Origin of the sequence: Entomohabitans teleogrylli (assembly GCF_001484765.1) — a bacterium.
Classification (GTDB): Bacteria; Pseudomonadota; Gammaproteobacteria; order Enterobacterales; family Enterobacteriaceae; genus Entomohabitans; species Entomohabitans teleogrylli.
Genome location: NZ_KQ947376.1, coordinates 310,801 through 326,815, shown reverse-complemented (window position 1 = coordinate 326,815; position 16,015 = coordinate 310,801). Strand labels below are relative to the sequence as shown.

Sequence of the window (16,015 nt, the reverse complement as noted above, 5' to 3'; positions counted from 1 at the left end):
TATGCAGGACTGGAACCCGGCGCTCTATTTACGCTTTGACAGCGAACGCACCCGCCCGGCCTCTGAGCTTTTAACGCGTATTTATCACCCGCAAGCCGCTATTATCGCCGATCTCGGCTGCGGCCCGGGCAACAGTACCGCGCTGCTGCGGGCGCGCTGGCCGCAGGGGGAGATAACCGGCGTCGATAACTCGCCGGCAATGCTCGAACAGGCCCGTGCCGCGCTACCGGACTGCACCTTCACCCGGGCGGATATCGCCGCCTGGCAGCCGCCGCAGCCGCCTGACATCCTGTTCGCCAATGCCTCGCTGCAGTGGCTGGGAGAGCATACCCGGCTGTTTCCCCGACTCGCCGGGCTACTGGCGCCGGGCGGCGTCCTGGCAGTCCAGATGCCGGATAACTGGCAGGAACCCACCCACCGGTTGATGCGTGATACCGCGCAGGCGCTGGGGTATCCGGCACAGGCCGGACGCGAAGCGCTACTGGCTGCCCAAACCTATTATGATCTGCTGTGTTCATCAGGCTGCGAGGTGGATATGTGGCGCACCGGCTACTGGCATGTTATGCCTTCGGTTGAGGCGATGGTGGACTGGCTACGCGCCACCGGATTGCGGCCGTGGCTTAGCGGGCTGGATGCTGCGCAACAGGCAGCGTTTCTGGCGCACTATCGCGCGCGCCTTGAGGACGTCTGCCCGCCCAGGGCGGACGGCCAGCGGCTGATGCACTTTCCGCGGCTGTTTCTGGTGGCGCGCCGCGCCGCCTGAGGCGCTCAGCGCAACTGGCTGTCTTTGGAGCCGCGGCGGTTATAGCCGGAAAACACATCGTGGCGCACATCCTGCGCCTGCTGACAGCGCACACACAGCCGCACCCCAGGGATCGCGCTGCGGCGCGCGGCGGGGATCTCTTCACCGCATTGCGCACAGTAACGCAGACTTTCCCCTTTCGGCAGCGCGCTGCGCGCCCGGGCGATACCGTCTTCCACAGTACTGTTGATCTGGTCCTGCTCGGCGCCATCGCCTGCCCAACCGACTGCCATAAAGCCCTCCTTTCGCTACGCGGGCGGCGCGCAGCGGCGTTATTTCAATCTCTATCAGTATAATCCCGATAACCCTTAATATTGGGCCGCATGGCGTTTTATCAACCAGACGCCGGCGTGGAAATATCCGATACCCCGCTATAACCGCCTGTAATATCGCGACGTTTATCTGTGGTTGTATCTGACATGACTACAGTGACTTCTCCACTACCAGGGAGAAGTGAAATTTTGTTCGACAGGATGGCAATACTGGTTTTAGCTGCCCTGCTAATTTGTTGGCTGGTTCTGATTTTCGATATCAATGGCGTCAACGCGCCGCTGATGGCGTGGCTCGATATGATTGAGGATGCCGTGAAATCGCGCTGGCCCTGGCAAACCGGATAACAGCGCACGCCGGGCATGCTCTGAAGGTGGAGAATGCCGTACTCACTGACAGTGACGCTACCGTTTGCGGCCAACGCTTTATCGCTAATTTTATCGGGGCATTTATTCCCCCGCGCAGGCGGCGCAGAGGATGGCTTCCTGTTCGACAGGGGATCGGGAATTAATGCAGGCCCAGTCGGTGGGCAAAGGCAATCTCTTCGAGCAGTTCAACGGAGGTTAACTCCAGCAGATCGGCGAATTCCAGGCGAAGTTGTCTGACGCGGGTAAGATACTGGGCTGGGGTAAGGGTTTCATTCTGGCTACGCAGGTATTCGATTGCCAGGGTGGTGGGGTCTAACTCGGTGTTCATGATATTCCTCTGATCAGGTGGATGGAAGGTCAAAAAGTATACCACGATCGGGCCGCACAAAAAACCGCCAAATCAGAATTTATCGCGGCCCGGAGCCCGGCCATCAATGAAATTTACCCCACAGCCATACCAGAACCATCGCCGACACCACCCAGCAAAGCACCGCCGATCCCAGGGCGACAGGCACTTTCATAAAGGCGCTGAAATACCACAGCGACAACAGGTAAACAAAATAGGGAATGATCGCCCACATCCCGAATACCACGGTGGTGCGTAACGCTTCGGTACCGCGCTCAGAGACCACAATATAATGGGCGATCAGCGCAAAAGTTGGAAACAGCGGCACCAGACCGGCGATGTAATAGTTACGCGTTTTAGATAAAAACCCGATCAACACCACTACCGCGGCGCCGAGTATTGCTTTAAACAACAAGCCCATAGTTTACCCTGTGTGCATTTTATGATTACCAGCCTGGCGATTTGCTTCGCGCGCCCCGGCCGCGGCAAACGGCTATCCTACGGGCAAAACGCGAAAAGCTCATCAGAAAAATGTGTTATTTATCAACATGCGGCAATAAACGCATTTTCTGGCCGGCAACCCGCGTACACTGGGGATTCTGTAGCGCTAATAACCGTACCGCGACAGCGCGGGTTGGCGCATGATCTATTTTTAACGACAGATTTTGCGGGATCTGCTGACAGGGAATGATAAGGCTAAGGAGGGACAAATGGATAAACGCGCCAGGTTACACCGTATTAATCGCCTGCTTTCGCGACTGGTGACCACCGCCGCCAGCGTGATGCTGGTCGCGCTGGTGTTTCACCTGGTCAACTACGGCGCCTGACGGGGTATTAACCAGCGGTTAACGGCCGCCAGACGCGCGCAATGCAATGCGGGAACCGGGTCCACAGTGCATTATTTGATTACCAGTGCAGTAATGTGCGTCCCTCGCGTGTTACTTCCATCAGATGGGGCAGAAAAGCCATCATCACTGCTCCCCAGAAACACAGACAGACCAGCATACAGATAGTTAACGAACGCCAGCCATTTCGGGACATAGACACGCTCCACAAGTGAAGTTCTTCTCTTCCAGGATAGCGATAATACGTGCGAAATGTTATAGATATGTCACAAATTAACATTTTGTTACATTCATGCTACGAGCATCGGCGGCGCAGTGAACGGGTTTCCAGTAACCGGTGATACCCCGGGCCCGGCTCTGCGCTGACGCATCCCCTTGTCGCGACCACTTCCGCAGCCCCGAAGGCGAAATAGCTCTAATAATCACTGCAACAAAATCATTACCGCCAGACAATTCATGAAACAGCTAACAGAAACCGTTGCCCGGGCTTCTGCCGGTGATTAAAGATTGCTAGTATCCGCATGTTCGATTTCTTTTAGGTGCGCACCAGCCTTTAAATCAATCACCTGCCAGCCGCTGGTAAGAGACTGTCAACCAGGGGTTGAGTATGTCGTCATTTTTTGTCCGACCCGGGCACAGTGCCAGAAATTTCACCGACCTGCCGATCCACATCCGGGTTGAGTAACCATTCCCCCATTATACTGCCGCCAGGCGCGGTTTCCGGGCCACGGCTCAGGTTGATAGTACTGATGCTGATGATACGGTCGCGCCTGAAAAGGCGCGACAACAAAACGCCCCTGGCCAACGGCGCAGAGGCGTTTTATCCGGCATGACCCGGGACGCAGGCGCGCCGCCGGGGATAAGCGGTTAGCTGCGAATTTTACGGTAAATAAACAGCACCACCAGCGCGCCGATCACCGCCACGACAAAGCTGCCGAAGTTGAACCCGTCCACTTTGCCGAAACCAAAAAAAGTACTGATCCAGCCGCCGACCACGGCCCCCAGCACCCCCAGAATGACTGTAACAATAAACCCACCGCCGTCTTTCCCCGGCATAATCCATTTGGCCAGAATCCCGGCAATTAAACCAAAAATAATCCATGAAAGAATGCCCATGCTAGCTTCTCCTGTTGTTACAGCTTCGTCAGTGCGCCGTTGAAAACACAGCGTTTCTCTTTCTCCATTAGCGTAGCACAACCGTGGAAAGGTATCGGAATTGTCGTGCAATTCAGCATGATTTCTTATCCGCACCACCATATCCAGCACACTCAGCGGCGGACTGGCGTTTGACACCCGACCCCGCCGCCTGTTGTGCGGGCCGGATCCCGGCCGCCGGGATCTGAAGCGGGAATTCGCTGATCCACAATGGGAATTCGCCTCAGCGTATCCTCTGATAACAAAGGGGTAATGGGATTACAGGCAGCGAAAAGCCACCACGTACAGCGCGTCAGTATCGGGATAAATGTCGCGGATCACGGCTTTCAGCTCGTCCAGCGTCATGTTCTCCTGGCGAGCATGTTCCACCGTCAGCGCATCCTGAGTGATGGGCGTGACGCTGTTGATTTCGATGGTGCAAAAATAGCTGTCGTCATCATCGTAACCCACCCGCAGACGCTCGCCGGGCCGGAAATGGGATTCTGATCGATCGCGGATGGTGATGGTCTTTTTCCCGGCCAGGATATCCGCAGCAAAACGGCGGTAAAAAGTCATATCGTTCGCCATAAGTCGCCTTTCCTGTTTGTTTAAACGCCCGGTTAACGGGCGCGTTTCATGATGTTAAATGCCACATACAGCACCACCACCCACACCGGCAGCAGCAGCGCCGACAGCCGCGACGAATCCATCGTACACATCAGGCCGAGGATCATCACCAGAAACAGAATGCACAGATAGTTTCCGGCAGGATAAAACAGTGCCTTAAAGCGCGATTCACGCCCTTTGCGACGCATTGCAGCGCGGAATTTCAGATGCGCGAGGCAGATCATAATCCAGTTCAGCAGTAGCGTCGCCACCACCAGCGCCATCAGCAGACCAAACGCCTCATGGGGTAACAGATAGTTAATCACGATCACCAGCGAGGTAATCCCCCCCGACAGCAGCAGTGAATTTACCGGTACTCCACGCTGGCTGACCCGGGCCAGAAACGCCGGCGCATTCTTCTGGATCGACAGGCCAAACAGCATACGGCTGTTGGAATAGACACCGCTGTTATACACCGACAGCGATGCCACCAGAATCACCACATTCAGCGCCGAGGCGACAATATTGCTGTCCAGATCGTGAAAAATCAGCACAAAGGGACTGCTGCCGGCTGTGATATTCACCCACGGGTACAGCGCCAGCAGGACCACCAGCGAGCCGATATAAAACAGCAGGATCCGGTACACCACCTGATTCACCGCTTTGGGTATGGTCGTTTGCGGATCGCTCGCTTCCGCCGCGGTAATGCCAATCAGCTCCAGTCCGCCAAATGAAAACATGATCACCGCCAGCGACAGGACCAGCCCATGCCAGCCGGCGGCAAAAAAACCGCCGTGGCGCCACAGATTGGCGAAGCCCGCCTGCTCGCCCCCCTGTCCGGAAAATAGCAGCCAGAGACCAAAACCGATCATTCCCAGAATGGCCACCACTTTTATCAGCGCAAACCAGAATTCGGTTTCGCCATACATCCGCACGTTAACCAGATTCATCAGGTTGATCGCCACGAAGAACAGCGCCGCCCAGATCCAGGTGGGCACCGTAGGGAACCAGTACTGCATATAAATCCCGGCGGCGGTCAGTTCCGCCATCCCTACCAGCACAAACATGACCCAGTAGTTCCAGCCCGACAGGAAACCGGCAAACGGTCCCCAGTATTTCCAGGCAAAGTGGGCGAATGAACCGGAAACCGGCTCCTCGACCACCATTTCACCCAACTGGCGCATGATCAGAAAAGCGATAAAACCGGCAACCCCGTAACCCAGAATCACGGCGGGACCTGCCATCTGTATCGCCGGCCCAATGCCGAGAAACAGTCCGGTGCCTATCGCGCCGCCAAGGGCAATAAGCTGGATATGGCGATTTTTCAGACCCCGCTGCAGGCCTGGCGCAGGATGGTTGTCCGGTGACTCTGGTACTGAGTTATTCACTGCTTTTCTCTGTGTCTTTATTTTAAAGGGGCACCTTTTAACACTTTATGAAAAGGCCATGCAACCGATTTGCGCGGCGGTCAGGGGTGATTGCGCACCGCATCGACGCCCGGCGGCGGATACTGCGCAAAATAGGGTCTATTCTGGATTTATTACTATCACGGAGGCGCCTTATGATCCTGGTCACACATGAAATGATAGTGAGTCTGATTGGTTGCGTTGTCGTGACCCTGTTTAGCTGGTGGCTCTTCTCGCGAAAATCCGGTAAATAATTGCCGGCTTCGCCAGGCAATTGACAGCAAAAATAGATGCCATCCAGAACGGAAAAAGGCCACGCAAACTCACGTGGCCTTTTTGGGTAATTACTCTGTATGACACTGGCCCGTGATATACAGGAGCCACCCGGTGTATATCGCGAACAGTGCCAGAGTAATAGCCGCTGTCGCTGGTGTTGGCGAAAAACAGGGCCTTAAATATTATAACCAATTGAAAGGATTCATCAAATGAACTTAATTTATCGATCGAGAATTCCGATCGGTTAATTTTGTCAATCTGAAAATTCAATATTCGGAATTTTCAACGCAAACTCACGATGTCAACTTATATTATTCTCAGGGTAACAATATCGATGCATTAATTTAATTTTAATGAATATCATAAGGATGGCTCGACATAAAACGCGCCTTCTGCCGCGCTTTAATTTCCTGATTCCAATTTCTTATTGCCATCTCATCGGTGATGAAATAATAAATAAATCTTATCAATTTTTTCCTCAGGGAATTGCCGCTACAACTTTCGCCCCATCCATTCCACCAGATTTACCGGTCCCGGCCGTTACAGCGCCACCCACAGCGTTGTGATACGGTGTAAACCACCCGACAACCGCCGACGCCAGGTAACAGCTGGCGCTATTGCCATCACATCCAGGCAGGAGAAGAGATTGATGCCAGAGATTTTTCACGTTGACGCCTTCACCCGCGAACCGTTTCGCGGCAATTCCGCCGGCGTAGTTTTGCAGGCCGATGAACTCAGCGAAACACAAATGCAGCTCATTGCCCGGGAACTGCGCCATTCAGAAACCGCCTTTGTACTGAAAAGCGCAGACAGCGATGTGCGTATCCGCTATTTCACGCCAACTGTCGAAGTGCCGATTTGCGGTCATGCCACCGTGGCGGCCCATTATGTCAGGGCGAAAGTGTTGGGTTTAGAAAACGCCGCGGTCTGGCAGACATCGCTGGCAGGTCGCCATCGGGTGGATATCCTGTCCGAAGGCGACGATCTGCGCATTGTTCTTGAACAGGGAACGCCAACGTTTGAGCCCCCAATAGTCGGGGAAACCCGCGCCGCGATCCTCGCGGCTCTGCGGCTCTGCGGCTTAGCGAAGACGACATTCTGCCGGGATTACCGATTCAGATAGCCTCCACGGGTCATTCAAAAGTTATGGTGCCCCTCAGGCCAGAGGTTGATATCGATGCCCTGAATCCGGATCCGGATGCCCTTACCGCGATCGGTCAGTCGATCGGCTGCAACGGTTTCTTCCCGTTCCTGATCCGCCCCGGAAAAGCCGCAACCGATGGCCGAATACAGCTACGGTATCCACACAGTATCCTTTCGCCCAAAAGTTTCCCCATAGTTTATGCTTCCCTCAAATAAGGAAACTTATTGAACAACCGTATCGCTGTCTACCCTTTCAAATTACCCATCACTTCTGATACTGACAATTTAGGTAGGATCTTTACCAACAAAAGAACATGATCTAATGCTTCTGAAAGCCACGACACAAAACCAGGCTTGTGTACTAAATAGCTGAGCCTAATACCGCTACACTTTTGCCAGCCCATGTTTGCCGCCGGGGAATGGACTGACGGTTTCTATAAAATGGTGAACTTTTTTCAACAGTTGCCACATTGAGCGGCACTGATGATTTCGCGTTATTGTGTCGTGAAGTGCCTGTCATAGCCGTTCCACATGATTCACCCATGGCGAGTAAACCGGCTGATAAATGACCCTGAACTTCGGATTCTCCTTCAGCCAGCGCTGTGTTTCCCGGCTTTTGTGGATAATGTAGTTGTCCATGATCAGCGTGATGATTTTCCCCCGCCGATACGTCGCTTTAAGCCGCTTCAACAGGATGATGAATAGCACCGAACTTTTGCTGTTGCTGCCCACGTAGCTGACTTTGCCCGTTCGCAGTGCAGTGCTCCGGCCAGATAGTATTTTTCGTTCTGTCCCGGCGTCACCACGCATTTTTGCTGCCCGTGTAGCTGCCAGTCCGCACCGATTTTAGGATTAAGATGGATATCCACCTCATCTTCATAAAATACCGGATGCTCTGCGCTGCATTCGTCCAGTGCTTTGTGGATTGCCGCCATCTTTTCATCCTTATGCAGGTCACGGATACGCAGAGTTGGCGCGGCCCTTCGCCACACAAGCCCCGCAGACGGCAACCAACGGCGAACAGTTCCGGCATGTAACTGGCAGCCGATTATCTCATTGATTTTTATTGCCAGAAGTTCTGTACTCCAGCGTGAACGCCAGTAGCCAAAATCGCGGGGAGCATGTTTTACCCGCTCACGTAATAACGTGCAGATATGCTCAAAAGGCCAGTGACGGGTTCGTCCGGCAGGTAATGATTTCTGTCCTGCAACACCCGACAGCGTGAACCCGTTAATCCAGCGTCCGACGGAGGAACGGGCACAGCAGAGCGTTCTGGCAACGTCGCTGACGCGGTCACCCCGGTGCAGCATCAGAATGGCAGTCAGCCTGCGGGCATAATTTTATCGTGCGTTTTATGGATTGCTTTCTGCATCAGGCGTCGTTCGTCACGGGGAATTGGTGCTATGATCGACATCGCTCAGTCCGGTTGGTGATTTGTTTTGATTTGGCGATTGATCAGATCGCACAATCCGGGCTGAGTTCCCTCAAAGTGATCTACCATTCCGCGCAGCTATTTAGAATTAGTATCCTTGAATATTATGCAGCTCAGAGTAAAACGTGATAAAAATCACAAAAAAAAGGCATTTACTTACAGTAAATGCACACTTATTATAAGCAGATGTTAAACAAGCCTTTAGATCAACTTACAAAATAGAATAAAATGAGAAACTTAAGCATCGACACATATCGTGGGATAGGAATCCTGCTTGTGATTCTTGGGCACACTCCTGGTTTGCCATCATATATATATAATTATATATATTCATTCCATATGCCTGCTTTTTTTATTTTGTCTGGATTTCTATTCACACTATCAAAAGAAAATACATATGGAAAAATAAAATCAAAATTTAAACGATTAATCTTTCCTGCCTGGGGTTATGGGTTAATCTGCGGAATACCATTTCTATTAATGCTTGCAACAGGAAAAATAGATACCAGTACATTCCTAAATAAATTACTGGGGACATTAACCGGATACCCTTCTGTCACAAATACTTTTAACTCAACTCCTTTATGGTTTCTGTTTTCTTTATTTACTGTCGAATTTCTGGCAATTTTATTATCAGCAAATAAAAGAAGATACACAATTGCAATAATAGCATCTTTCGGAATAGCTGGATTTATCATATCCACTCAAACATCCAACTTTGGATTATTTAATGTTTTTATATCCATGACATCATGTTTATTCTTTGCTTTCGGCATGCTTATTAAAATTTTTTACAATCAAAAAGAATACAACAAAGAATTTTATGCCACCATGTTATTTGTTGCAGTTCTATTATTTATCACTCTCCAGCAAAATAAACCATTGGAATTAGCCAAAAACTATATAGGCGAAACAACGCTCACCGCAACAATTAATGTTTTAGTGGCGATCAGCGGCTCAATAATACTGTATTACATTTCATACCTTCTTTCCAGCAAAGCATTGGGGTGGCTGGGTGTCAATACAATTATAATTATTGCATTTAATTACCATTGCAATAGTTTCACTTCTAAAATACTACAACTTATTAATATAAATCATTGGGTTATACACTTCATTGTTACAACAATACTTTTATTAACGCTTATCGTTTTAAAAAAAAATCTAATAAGGTTAGTTCAAAATATCACAACCAAAAAATATAGTTTAGAGTAATTTAAAATCAATGAAATGAGAGTGGCAAAATCCACTCTCCAAATAAAATACAGATAATGTTCCACTTCATCGCAGTCAATCAATATGTGCTATGGCTATAGTGAATGTCTGTATATACATGTAATGATTGGATTTAAACGCCAGAAAGTCTAATGTATCGCATACTTATTGCAGCATCAGTAAAAATTAAATAAGAGAGACCATCGCCCGGCAAACTGTAGTCGAACATGACCCTGATTACAAAACCTGTTCCATTCAGAAAAAGACATGTTAGAAAGTTATAATTTTTTCAGAGAGTTATACTGTTCATTAAAATAAAATTCATTTCCACATTTCGACTTTATCATATACTGAGCACCATATTCATCTTAGTGTACTGATGTTCTGAGAAAAAACAGATAACATGTTTGGAGATCAATATGTAAGGAAGTGTCTCTTAACCTACACCCACCCCATGTCATACAGAAACCTGGTGCAATAATTATCCGAAAACACCAACATAAAGATATCTGGTACAAGAGACCGGGAAAAAGAATTAATCGTGCCAATTACTATGTGTTATGAAACAATGGTAACACTAGCGAGAGTAATTCAGCATTATTGCAACCGCGAGGTTAGCCCAGAGAAGATTGATCCTTCTACATCTAATCAGAATGTTCACTGTCAGAATACACACAATAACAGGGGGTACTACCTGCCTTACACTGACAGTATGAATTCAACCACACATGGTAAAAAACTCTCAATTTTACAGTTTTAGAAATAAAATTTCATATCAAGACAGGGTAAAATTACCCTGTTGGTTTGTCCATATTATTTTGCCAACTAATTTTTGAGCTGGCGATTTACCAGCATCGGCTCAATCTGCGGATCATCGCCGCGCCACTGACGGTAAAGTTCTGCCAGATCGCCGCTGTTGCCCCGTGACAAAATAGCTTCACGAAAGCGCGCGCCATTCTCCGCCGTTAGCCCTCCGCGTTCGATAAACCACTGAAAGCCGTCATCGGCCAGCATCTGCGTCCACAGATAGGCGTAGTAACCCGCCGCGTAACCGCCGCCCCAGATATGCGCAAAATAGCTACTACGATAGCGCGGCGGTATCGCGGGCAGATTGAGATGTTCCCGCTCCAGCACCTGCGCTTCAAACCCCGCCACATCCTGCGGCGTCTCCCCCGGCGCGAGACTGTGCCAGTTCATGTCCAGTAACGCCGCGGACAGCAGCTCGGTCATATCGTAACCTTTGTTAAACTGCGCTGCGCGAAGCAGCCTGGCGCGCAGTTCGGCAGGCAACGGTTCACCGGTCTGGTAATGGCGCGCATAATGCTCAAAGACTTGCGGGTGACTGGCCCAGTGCTCATTAATCTGCGACGGAAATTCGACAAAATCGCGCGGCGTGTTGGTACCGGAAAGACTGGCATATTGCTGGGTGGCAAACAGCCCGTGGAGCGTGTGGCCAAACTCATGGAACAGGGTAATGACCTCATCCCAGGAGAGCAGCGCCGGCTGGCCGCTGGCGGGTTTCTGGTAGTTACACACATTGTAAATTACCGGCGCGCAATCCAGTAGCGTCGACTGTTCGACAAAATTGCCCATCCACGCCCCGCCGACTTTGCTGTCGCGGGCGAAATAGTCGCCATAAAACAGCGCCATGCCGCGACCGTCACGATCAAAGATTTCCCATACCCGCACATCCGGCTGGTAGACCGGGATATCAAAACGCTCAACAAACGTCAGCCCATACAGACAGCCGGCGGCCCGGAACACCCCCTTCTCCAGCACATTATTGAGTTCAAACCACGGTTTAATCTGCGCGTCATCCAGCGCGTACTGCGCCTGCCGCACCTGAGCGGCATAAAACGCCCAGTCCCACGCCCGGGCCTGAAAATCACCCTGCTGCTGGTCAATAATTTGCTGAATATCCGCCAGTTCCCGGCGGGCGCGCTCGCTGGCGGCCGGTACGATATTGCGCATGAACGCCAGCGCCGCCTGCGGCGTTTGCGCCATTTGATCGGCTATCTGCCACGCGGCGTAACTGTCGAAACCGCACAGCCGCGCCTGTTCCGCCCGTAGCCCGGCGAGACGCAGCACAATCTCCCGGGTATCGTTGGCATCGCCTTTCTCGGTACGCTGCCACGCGGCGCGAAACAGCGCTTCGCGGGTATCCCGGTCGCTCAGTTCCTGCAATGCCGGCTGCTGGGTGGTATTAAGCAGCGCCAGCAGCCATTTGCCGTCCAGCCCCTTCTCCTGCGCCGCCTGGCGAGCGGCAGCAAGACAGGCATCGCTCAGACCCGCCAGTTTATCGATCTCTTCCACCACCAGACCGCCGGCTTTATCCGCCGCCAGCAGCCGGTGGCTGAACTGGCTACTGAGCTGCGCGGCCTGTTTATTGAGCGCTTTGAGACGCTGCTTCTCGTCGCTGCCCAGTCGCGCCCCGGCCAGTACGAAGCGCTGCCAGGTTACCTCCACCAGGCGCAGAGACTCGGCGTCAAGATCGAGGGTTTCCCGCTGGCGCCACACCGCATCCAGCCGGGTAAACAGCGCTTCGTTGAGACGGATCTCGTCATTCAGGGCGGTCAGTTCAACAGAAAACTGCTCCTCCAGCTGTTGCAGATACGGGTTGGTATGGGCCGACGTCATGGCAAAAAATACCGCGCATACCCGGGACAGCATCTGCCCGCTGCGCTCCAGCGCCAGAAAGGTATTAGCAAAGTTCGCCGGTTCCGGTTGCCGGATGATGGCGTCAATTTCCTGGCGCTTAATGGCCACCGCGCGATCGAACGCCGGCCGGTAATGTTGATCGGTTATCAGGGAAAATGGCGGTGCCTGATATGGCAGCGCGCTCGAGGTAAAAAACGGGTTTTCATTCATCAGTCTCTACTCCGACAACCGGGATAAGTGCTATAGCTTATGCACCACAATCAGGGAGAGCAATCTTTCCCCGCCCGGACTCAGGGTTTGACAGACTCAGCCCTGACAGTCATGTTAGGGTGTGTCCCTGAGACGGATATACGCAAAAAGCATTGAGGAACAGTGAGATGATAATTCTGGTTACCGGCGCCACCGCCGGATTTGGCAAAAGTATCACCGAACGTTTTGTGGCCAATGGCCATAAAGTTATCGCCACCGGGCGTCGTCAGGAGCGCCTGCAGGAACTGCATGATGCGCTGGGCGACAGCGTACTGACGGTGCAACTGGATGTGCGCAATCGCGCCGCCATTGAAGAAATGATTGCCGGACTGCCGGGCGAATGGCGCAATATCGACGTACTGGTCAACAACGCCGGGCTGGCGCTGGGACTCGAACCGGCCCATAAAGCCAGCGTGGAAGACTGGGAAGATATGATCGACACCAACAACAAAGGTCTGGTGTACATGACCCGCGCCGTACTGCCCGGTATGGTGGAGCGTAACCGCGGCCACATCATCAATATCGGTTCGACCGCCGGGAATTGGCCTTACGCCGGCGGTAACGTCTACGGCGCCACCAAAGCATTCGTACGCCAGTTCAGTCTCAACCTGCGCACCGATCTGCACGGCACGGCAGTGCGCGTCACCGACATTGAACCCGGTCTGGTCGGCGGCACCGAGTTCTCTAATGTGCGCTTTAAGGGCGATGATACAAAAGTACAAACCACTTATCAGAATGCCAACGCGCTGACGCCGGAAGACGTGAGCGAAGCCGTATGGTGGGTGTCCACACTCCCGGCCCATGTCAACATCAATACCCTCGAAATGATGCCGGTCAGCCAGACCTGGGCGGGACTGAGCGTTCATCGCCAGTAACCCGTCCGCTCCCTGCCCGGCCTGGAGCCGGGTATGGGCGCAGCAGTGAAAAAGTGGTAAAATCAGGCAGCTAATCTAACTCGTAGATAAATAACATGGCCGTTGAAACTCAGCTTAATCCCACCCAGCCGGTTAACCAGCAAATCTATCAGATTCTGCGGCGTGATATTGTCCAGTGTCTGATCCCCCCCGGCACGCCGCTTTCGGAGAAAGAAGTTTCAGTGCGCTTCGATGTTTCCCGGCAGCCAGTGCGCGAAGCTTTTATTAAACTGGCGGAAAACGGCCTGATTCAGATCCGCCCTCAGCGCGGCAGTTACGTCAATAAAATCTCAATGATACAGGTGAGAAATGGCTGTTTTGTCCGCGAAGCCATTGAATGCGCCGTGGTACGCCGCGCCGCGCAAATGCTCAATGCCGACCAGCTTTATCAACTGGAACAGAATCTGCATCAACAGCAACTGGCGGTATCGCGCCAGCAGGTGAATGACTTTTTCACCCTCGACGATGAGTTTCATCAGAAACTGGCGCAAATCGCCGATTGCCAGTTAGCCTGGGATACAGTGGAAAATATCAAGTCGGCCATTGACCGGGTGCGCTACATGAGTCTCGATCACGTCTCTCCGCTGGATATGCTGGTCAGTCAGCACTTGTCCATTTTCGCCGCCCTGAAGCGCCGCGATGCCGATGCGGTGGAAGTCGAAATGCGCCGTCACCTGCAGGAAATCAGTGAGTCGATTTTGCTAATTCGCCAGGAAAACGGCGACTGGTTCAGCGACGAGTAAATCCGCATGCTGCAGCGGGCGTAAAAAACCGGGAATTTCCCGGTTTTTTATTGCTGTGCCGGGCCGTCATCCTGCCCGGGCATAAGCCGCGACTGTCGCCCTGGCGCCCTGGTCCAGCAACTGGCTATAAGCGTCGGTCACTTTCGCGACAAACAGCGGATTTGCCGGCAGGTCGGCGCCGAAAATCGCGCTGATGCCCAGTAGCGCATGAACCCGCGCCTCGCCCTCAGGACTGCCGGCGACAATCTGGCGCAGCGTATCGACCAGCGGATCGCTGATATCGATTTTCTCGCCCTGCTCATCCACACCGCCGACATAGCGCATCCAGCCAGCGACGCCCAGCGCCAGCAGATCGAAAGAGTGCTGATGCGCCAGATGCCAGCGAATGGAATCCAGCATCCGCTGCGGCAGTTTCTGGCTGCCGTCCATGGCGATCTGCCAGGTTCGGTGACGCAGCGCCGGATTGCAATAACGCTCGATCAGTTGCGCGGCATAGCGTGCCAGATCGACCCCCTGTACTTTCAGCGTCGGCGCCTGTTCATCAAGCATCAGCGCATGCGCGGCAAGACGATAGTTTTCATCCTCCATGCAATCATTGATGTGCTGATAGCCGGCCAGGTAGCCGAGATACGCCAGGAAAGAGTGGCTACCGTTGAGCATACGCAATTTCATCTCTTCAAAAGGCAGCACGTCCTGTACCAGCTCCGCCCCGGCTTTCTCCCATGCCGGCCGTCCGGCGACAAAATTATCTTCGATCACCCACTGGCGGAACGGCTCGCAGGCGACGCCAGCCGGATCGCGCACGCCGGTCAATTGCTCAATCCGCTCAAGGGTTTCCGGGGTCACCGCCGGCACAATGCGGTCGACCATTGTGGAAGGAAAGGTGACATTGTCACTAATCCACTGTGCCAGCGCCGCATCCAGCGCCGCCGCATAGGCCGTAACGACATTGCGGGTCACGTGGCCATTCTCCGGCATATTATCGCAGGACATGACCGTGAACGGTTTCATCCCCGCGCTGCGGCGCCGCGCCAGCGCTTCGACAATCACGCCGATAGCCGACGCCGGCTGCTGCGGCCTGGCGAGATCGGCGGCAATCAACGGATGATCGAGCATCAGTTGCCCGGTGGCAGGCGCATGGCAGTAGCCTTTTTCGGTAATGGTCATCGATACAATGGCGACCTCCGGCTGGCACATTGCCTCCAGCACGGCCTCAAGACCATCGACACTGGCGTGTAGCGCCTGTTTAACAACCCCGGGAACCCGGGCATGCCAGCCATCGCCGGACATTTCCGCTACCGTGTACAACAGACCCTGGCATTGCAGATCGGCAATTTGCTGCTCGCCGCCAATCAGGTTTACTTCGCAATACCCCCAGTCGCTGTCATGTTCCGCGGCCAGAATATCGCTATAGACAGCCTGGTGGGCGCGGTGAAAAGCGCCAAAACCCAGGTGAACCATGCGCGTCACCAGCCGGGCGCGATCGTAAGCCGGCACAATGGCGTTAGCCTTTAATAGATTCAGTTCCATGTATAAACTCGCTTGATAAGACATTCGCTGGCAGGCCCAGGCCTGTCTGAAAAAATGCGGCACCGCCGTGCTGATGCA

14 protein-coding genes and 2 pseudogenes are annotated in these 16,015 nt (G+C 52.9%); 6 read left to right on the top strand and 10 right to left on the bottom strand.

Features of this window, described 5'->3' with window-relative positions; genetic code table 11:
- Nucleotide 1 precedes the first annotated feature (1 nt).
- On the top strand, nucleotides 2-763 hold the full coding sequence (gene tam / locus AQ981_RS01545; protein WP_058909987.1) for a trans-aconitate 2-methyltransferase: 762 nt from the start codon (nucleotides 2-4) through the stop codon (nucleotides 761-763).
- A gap of 5 nt (nucleotides 764-768) precedes the next feature.
- Here tam and AQ981_RS01540 read toward each other — a convergent pair whose 3' ends face one another.
- Nucleotides 769-1,035, bottom strand: coding sequence for a DksA/TraR family C4-type zinc finger protein (locus AQ981_RS01540; RefSeq protein ID WP_058909986.1), 267 nt, complete (start codon nucleotides 1,033-1,035; stop codon nucleotides 769-771).
- A 186-nt stretch (nucleotides 1,036-1,221) separates the two neighbouring features.
- On the opposite strand from AQ981_RS01540, the gene AQ981_RS27540 reads away from it, so the two are divergent.
- Nucleotides 1,222-1,419 carry a hypothetical protein gene (locus tag AQ981_RS27540; RefSeq protein WP_154675889.1) on the top strand — a complete coding sequence of 66 codons (198 nt, stop codon included), beginning with the start codon at nucleotides 1,222-1,224 and terminating at the stop codon, nucleotides 1,417-1,419.
- A gap of 160 nt (nucleotides 1,420-1,579) precedes the next feature.
- Here AQ981_RS27540 and AQ981_RS01535 read toward each other — a convergent pair whose 3' ends face one another.
- From AQ981_RS01535 to pheP, 6 genes are all read right to left on the bottom strand, one after another.
- The gene (locus AQ981_RS01535) at nucleotides 1,580-1,768 is read right to left on the bottom strand and encodes a YdiH family protein (protein WP_058909985.1); all 189 of its coding nucleotides are present in this window, start codon (nucleotides 1,766-1,768) and stop codon (nucleotides 1,580-1,582) included.
- A 103-nt stretch (nucleotides 1,769-1,871) separates the two neighbouring features.
- Nucleotides 1,872-2,207 (bottom strand): GlpM family protein, encoded by a 336-nt coding sequence (locus AQ981_RS01530; protein WP_058909984.1) that lies wholly within the window; start codon nucleotides 2,205-2,207, stop codon nucleotides 1,872-1,874.
- 485 nt (nucleotides 2,208-2,692) lie between these two features.
- A complete protein-coding gene (locus tag AQ981_RS28380; RefSeq protein WP_275935288.1) occupies nucleotides 2,693-2,827 on the bottom strand; it encodes a hypothetical protein in 135 nt (44 codons plus the stop codon).
- A gap of 671 nt (nucleotides 2,828-3,498) precedes the next feature.
- Nucleotides 3,499-3,747, bottom strand: coding sequence for a GlsB/YeaQ/YmgE family stress response membrane protein (locus AQ981_RS01525; RefSeq protein WP_058909983.1), 249 nt, complete (start codon nucleotides 3,745-3,747; stop codon nucleotides 3,499-3,501).
- 297 nt (nucleotides 3,748-4,044) lie between these two features.
- Nucleotides 4,045-4,353 carry a N(4)-acetylcytidine aminohydrolase gene (gene yqfB / locus AQ981_RS01520; RefSeq protein ID WP_058909982.1) on the bottom strand — a complete coding sequence of 103 codons (309 nt, stop codon included), beginning with the start codon at nucleotides 4,351-4,353 and terminating at the stop codon, nucleotides 4,045-4,047.
- A 32-nt stretch (nucleotides 4,354-4,385) separates the two neighbouring features.
- On the bottom strand, nucleotides 4,386-5,759 hold the full coding sequence (gene pheP, locus AQ981_RS01515) for a phenylalanine transporter (RefSeq protein ID WP_121500598.1): 1,374 nt from the start codon (nucleotides 5,757-5,759) through the stop codon (nucleotides 4,386-4,388).
- 943 nt (nucleotides 5,760-6,702) lie between these two features.
- Between pheP and AQ981_RS01510 the strand changes: the two are divergent.
- Nucleotides 6,703-7,343 (top strand): annotated as a pseudogene (locus AQ981_RS01510) (PhzF family phenazine biosynthesis isomerase); the annotation flags it as partial.
- A 237-nt stretch (nucleotides 7,344-7,580) separates the two neighbouring features.
- On the opposite strand, the pseudogene AQ981_RS01505 reads toward AQ981_RS01510, so the two are convergent.
- Nucleotides 7,581-8,610: pseudogene (locus AQ981_RS01505) on the bottom strand (IS630 family transposase).
- A gap of 246 nt (nucleotides 8,611-8,856) precedes the next feature.
- On the opposite strand from AQ981_RS01505, the gene AQ981_RS25625 reads away from it, so the two are divergent.
- Nucleotides 8,857-9,843: an acyltransferase family protein gene (locus AQ981_RS25625; protein ID WP_071608777.1), complete on the top strand. Its 987-nt coding sequence runs from the start codon at nucleotides 8,857-8,859 to the stop codon at nucleotides 9,841-9,843.
- Nucleotides 9,844-10,668: 825 nt separating this feature from the next.
- Here the strand turns inward: AQ981_RS25625 and dcp are convergent.
- Complete coding sequence (dcp, locus tag AQ981_RS01495) at nucleotides 10,669-12,711, bottom strand: peptidyl-dipeptidase Dcp (protein WP_058909979.1); 2,043 nt, start codon at nucleotides 12,709-12,711, stop codon at nucleotides 10,669-10,671.
- Between the two features lie 167 nt (nucleotides 12,712-12,878).
- On the opposite strand from dcp, the gene ydfG reads away from it, so the two are divergent.
- Complete coding sequence (gene ydfG, locus AQ981_RS01490; protein ID WP_058909978.1) at nucleotides 12,879-13,625, top strand: bifunctional NADP-dependent 3-hydroxy acid dehydrogenase/3-hydroxypropionate dehydrogenase YdfG; 747 nt, start codon at nucleotides 12,879-12,881, stop codon at nucleotides 13,623-13,625.
- Nucleotides 13,626-13,720: 95 nt separating this feature from the next.
- Nucleotides 13,721-14,407 (top strand): GntR family transcriptional regulator, encoded by a 687-nt coding sequence (locus AQ981_RS01485; protein WP_058909977.1) that lies wholly within the window; start codon nucleotides 13,721-13,723, stop codon nucleotides 14,405-14,407.
- A gap of 66 nt (nucleotides 14,408-14,473) precedes the next feature.
- Here AQ981_RS01485 and AQ981_RS01480 read toward each other — a convergent pair whose 3' ends face one another.
- On the bottom strand, nucleotides 14,474-15,937 hold the full coding sequence (locus tag AQ981_RS01480; RefSeq protein WP_058909976.1) for a mannitol dehydrogenase family protein: 1,464 nt from the start codon (nucleotides 15,935-15,937) through the stop codon (nucleotides 14,474-14,476).
- Nucleotides 15,938-16,015 lie beyond the last annotated feature (78 nt).

Bases quoted from the DNA above. Each gene is read 5' to 3' on its own strand.
- tam (WP_058909987.1), top strand. From the start codon at position 2: ATGCAGGACTGGAACCCGGCGCTCTATTTACGCTTTGACAGCGAACGC.
- AQ981_RS01540 (WP_058909986.1), bottom strand. From the start codon at position 1,035: ATGGCAGTCGGTTGGGCAGGCGATGGCGCCGAGCAGGACCAGATCAAC.
- AQ981_RS27540 (WP_154675889.1), top strand. From the start codon at position 1,222: ATGACTACAGTGACTTCTCCACTACCAGGGAGAAGTGAAATTTTGTTC.
- AQ981_RS01535 (WP_058909985.1), bottom strand. From the start codon at position 1,768: ATGAACACCGAGTTAGACCCCACCACCCTGGCAATCGAATACCTGCGT.
- AQ981_RS01530 (WP_058909984.1), bottom strand. From the start codon at position 2,207: ATGGGCTTGTTGTTTAAAGCAATACTCGGCGCCGCGGTAGTGGTGTTG.
- AQ981_RS28380 (WP_275935288.1), bottom strand. From the start codon at position 2,827: ATGTCCCGAAATGGCTGGCGTTCGTTAACTATCTGTATGCTGGTCTGT.
- AQ981_RS01525 (WP_058909983.1), bottom strand. From the start codon at position 3,747: ATGGGCATTCTTTCATGGATTATTTTTGGTTTAATTGCCGGGATTCTG.
- yqfB (WP_058909982.1), bottom strand. From the start codon at position 4,353: ATGGCGAACGATATGACTTTTTACCGCCGTTTTGCTGCGGATATCCTG.
- AQ981_RS25625 (WP_071608777.1), top strand. From the start codon at position 8,857: ATGAGAAACTTAAGCATCGACACATATCGTGGGATAGGAATCCTGCTT.
- dcp (WP_058909979.1), bottom strand. From the start codon at position 12,711: ATGAATGAAAACCCGTTTTTTACCTCGAGCGCGCTGCCATATCAGGCA.
- ydfG (WP_058909978.1), top strand. From the start codon at position 12,879: ATGATAATTCTGGTTACCGGCGCCACCGCCGGATTTGGCAAAAGTATC.
- AQ981_RS01485 (WP_058909977.1), top strand. From the start codon at position 13,721: ATGGCCGTTGAAACTCAGCTTAATCCCACCCAGCCGGTTAACCAGCAA.
- AQ981_RS01480 (WP_058909976.1), bottom strand. From the start codon at position 15,937: ATGGAACTGAATCTATTAAAGGCTAACGCCATTGTGCCGGCTTACGAT.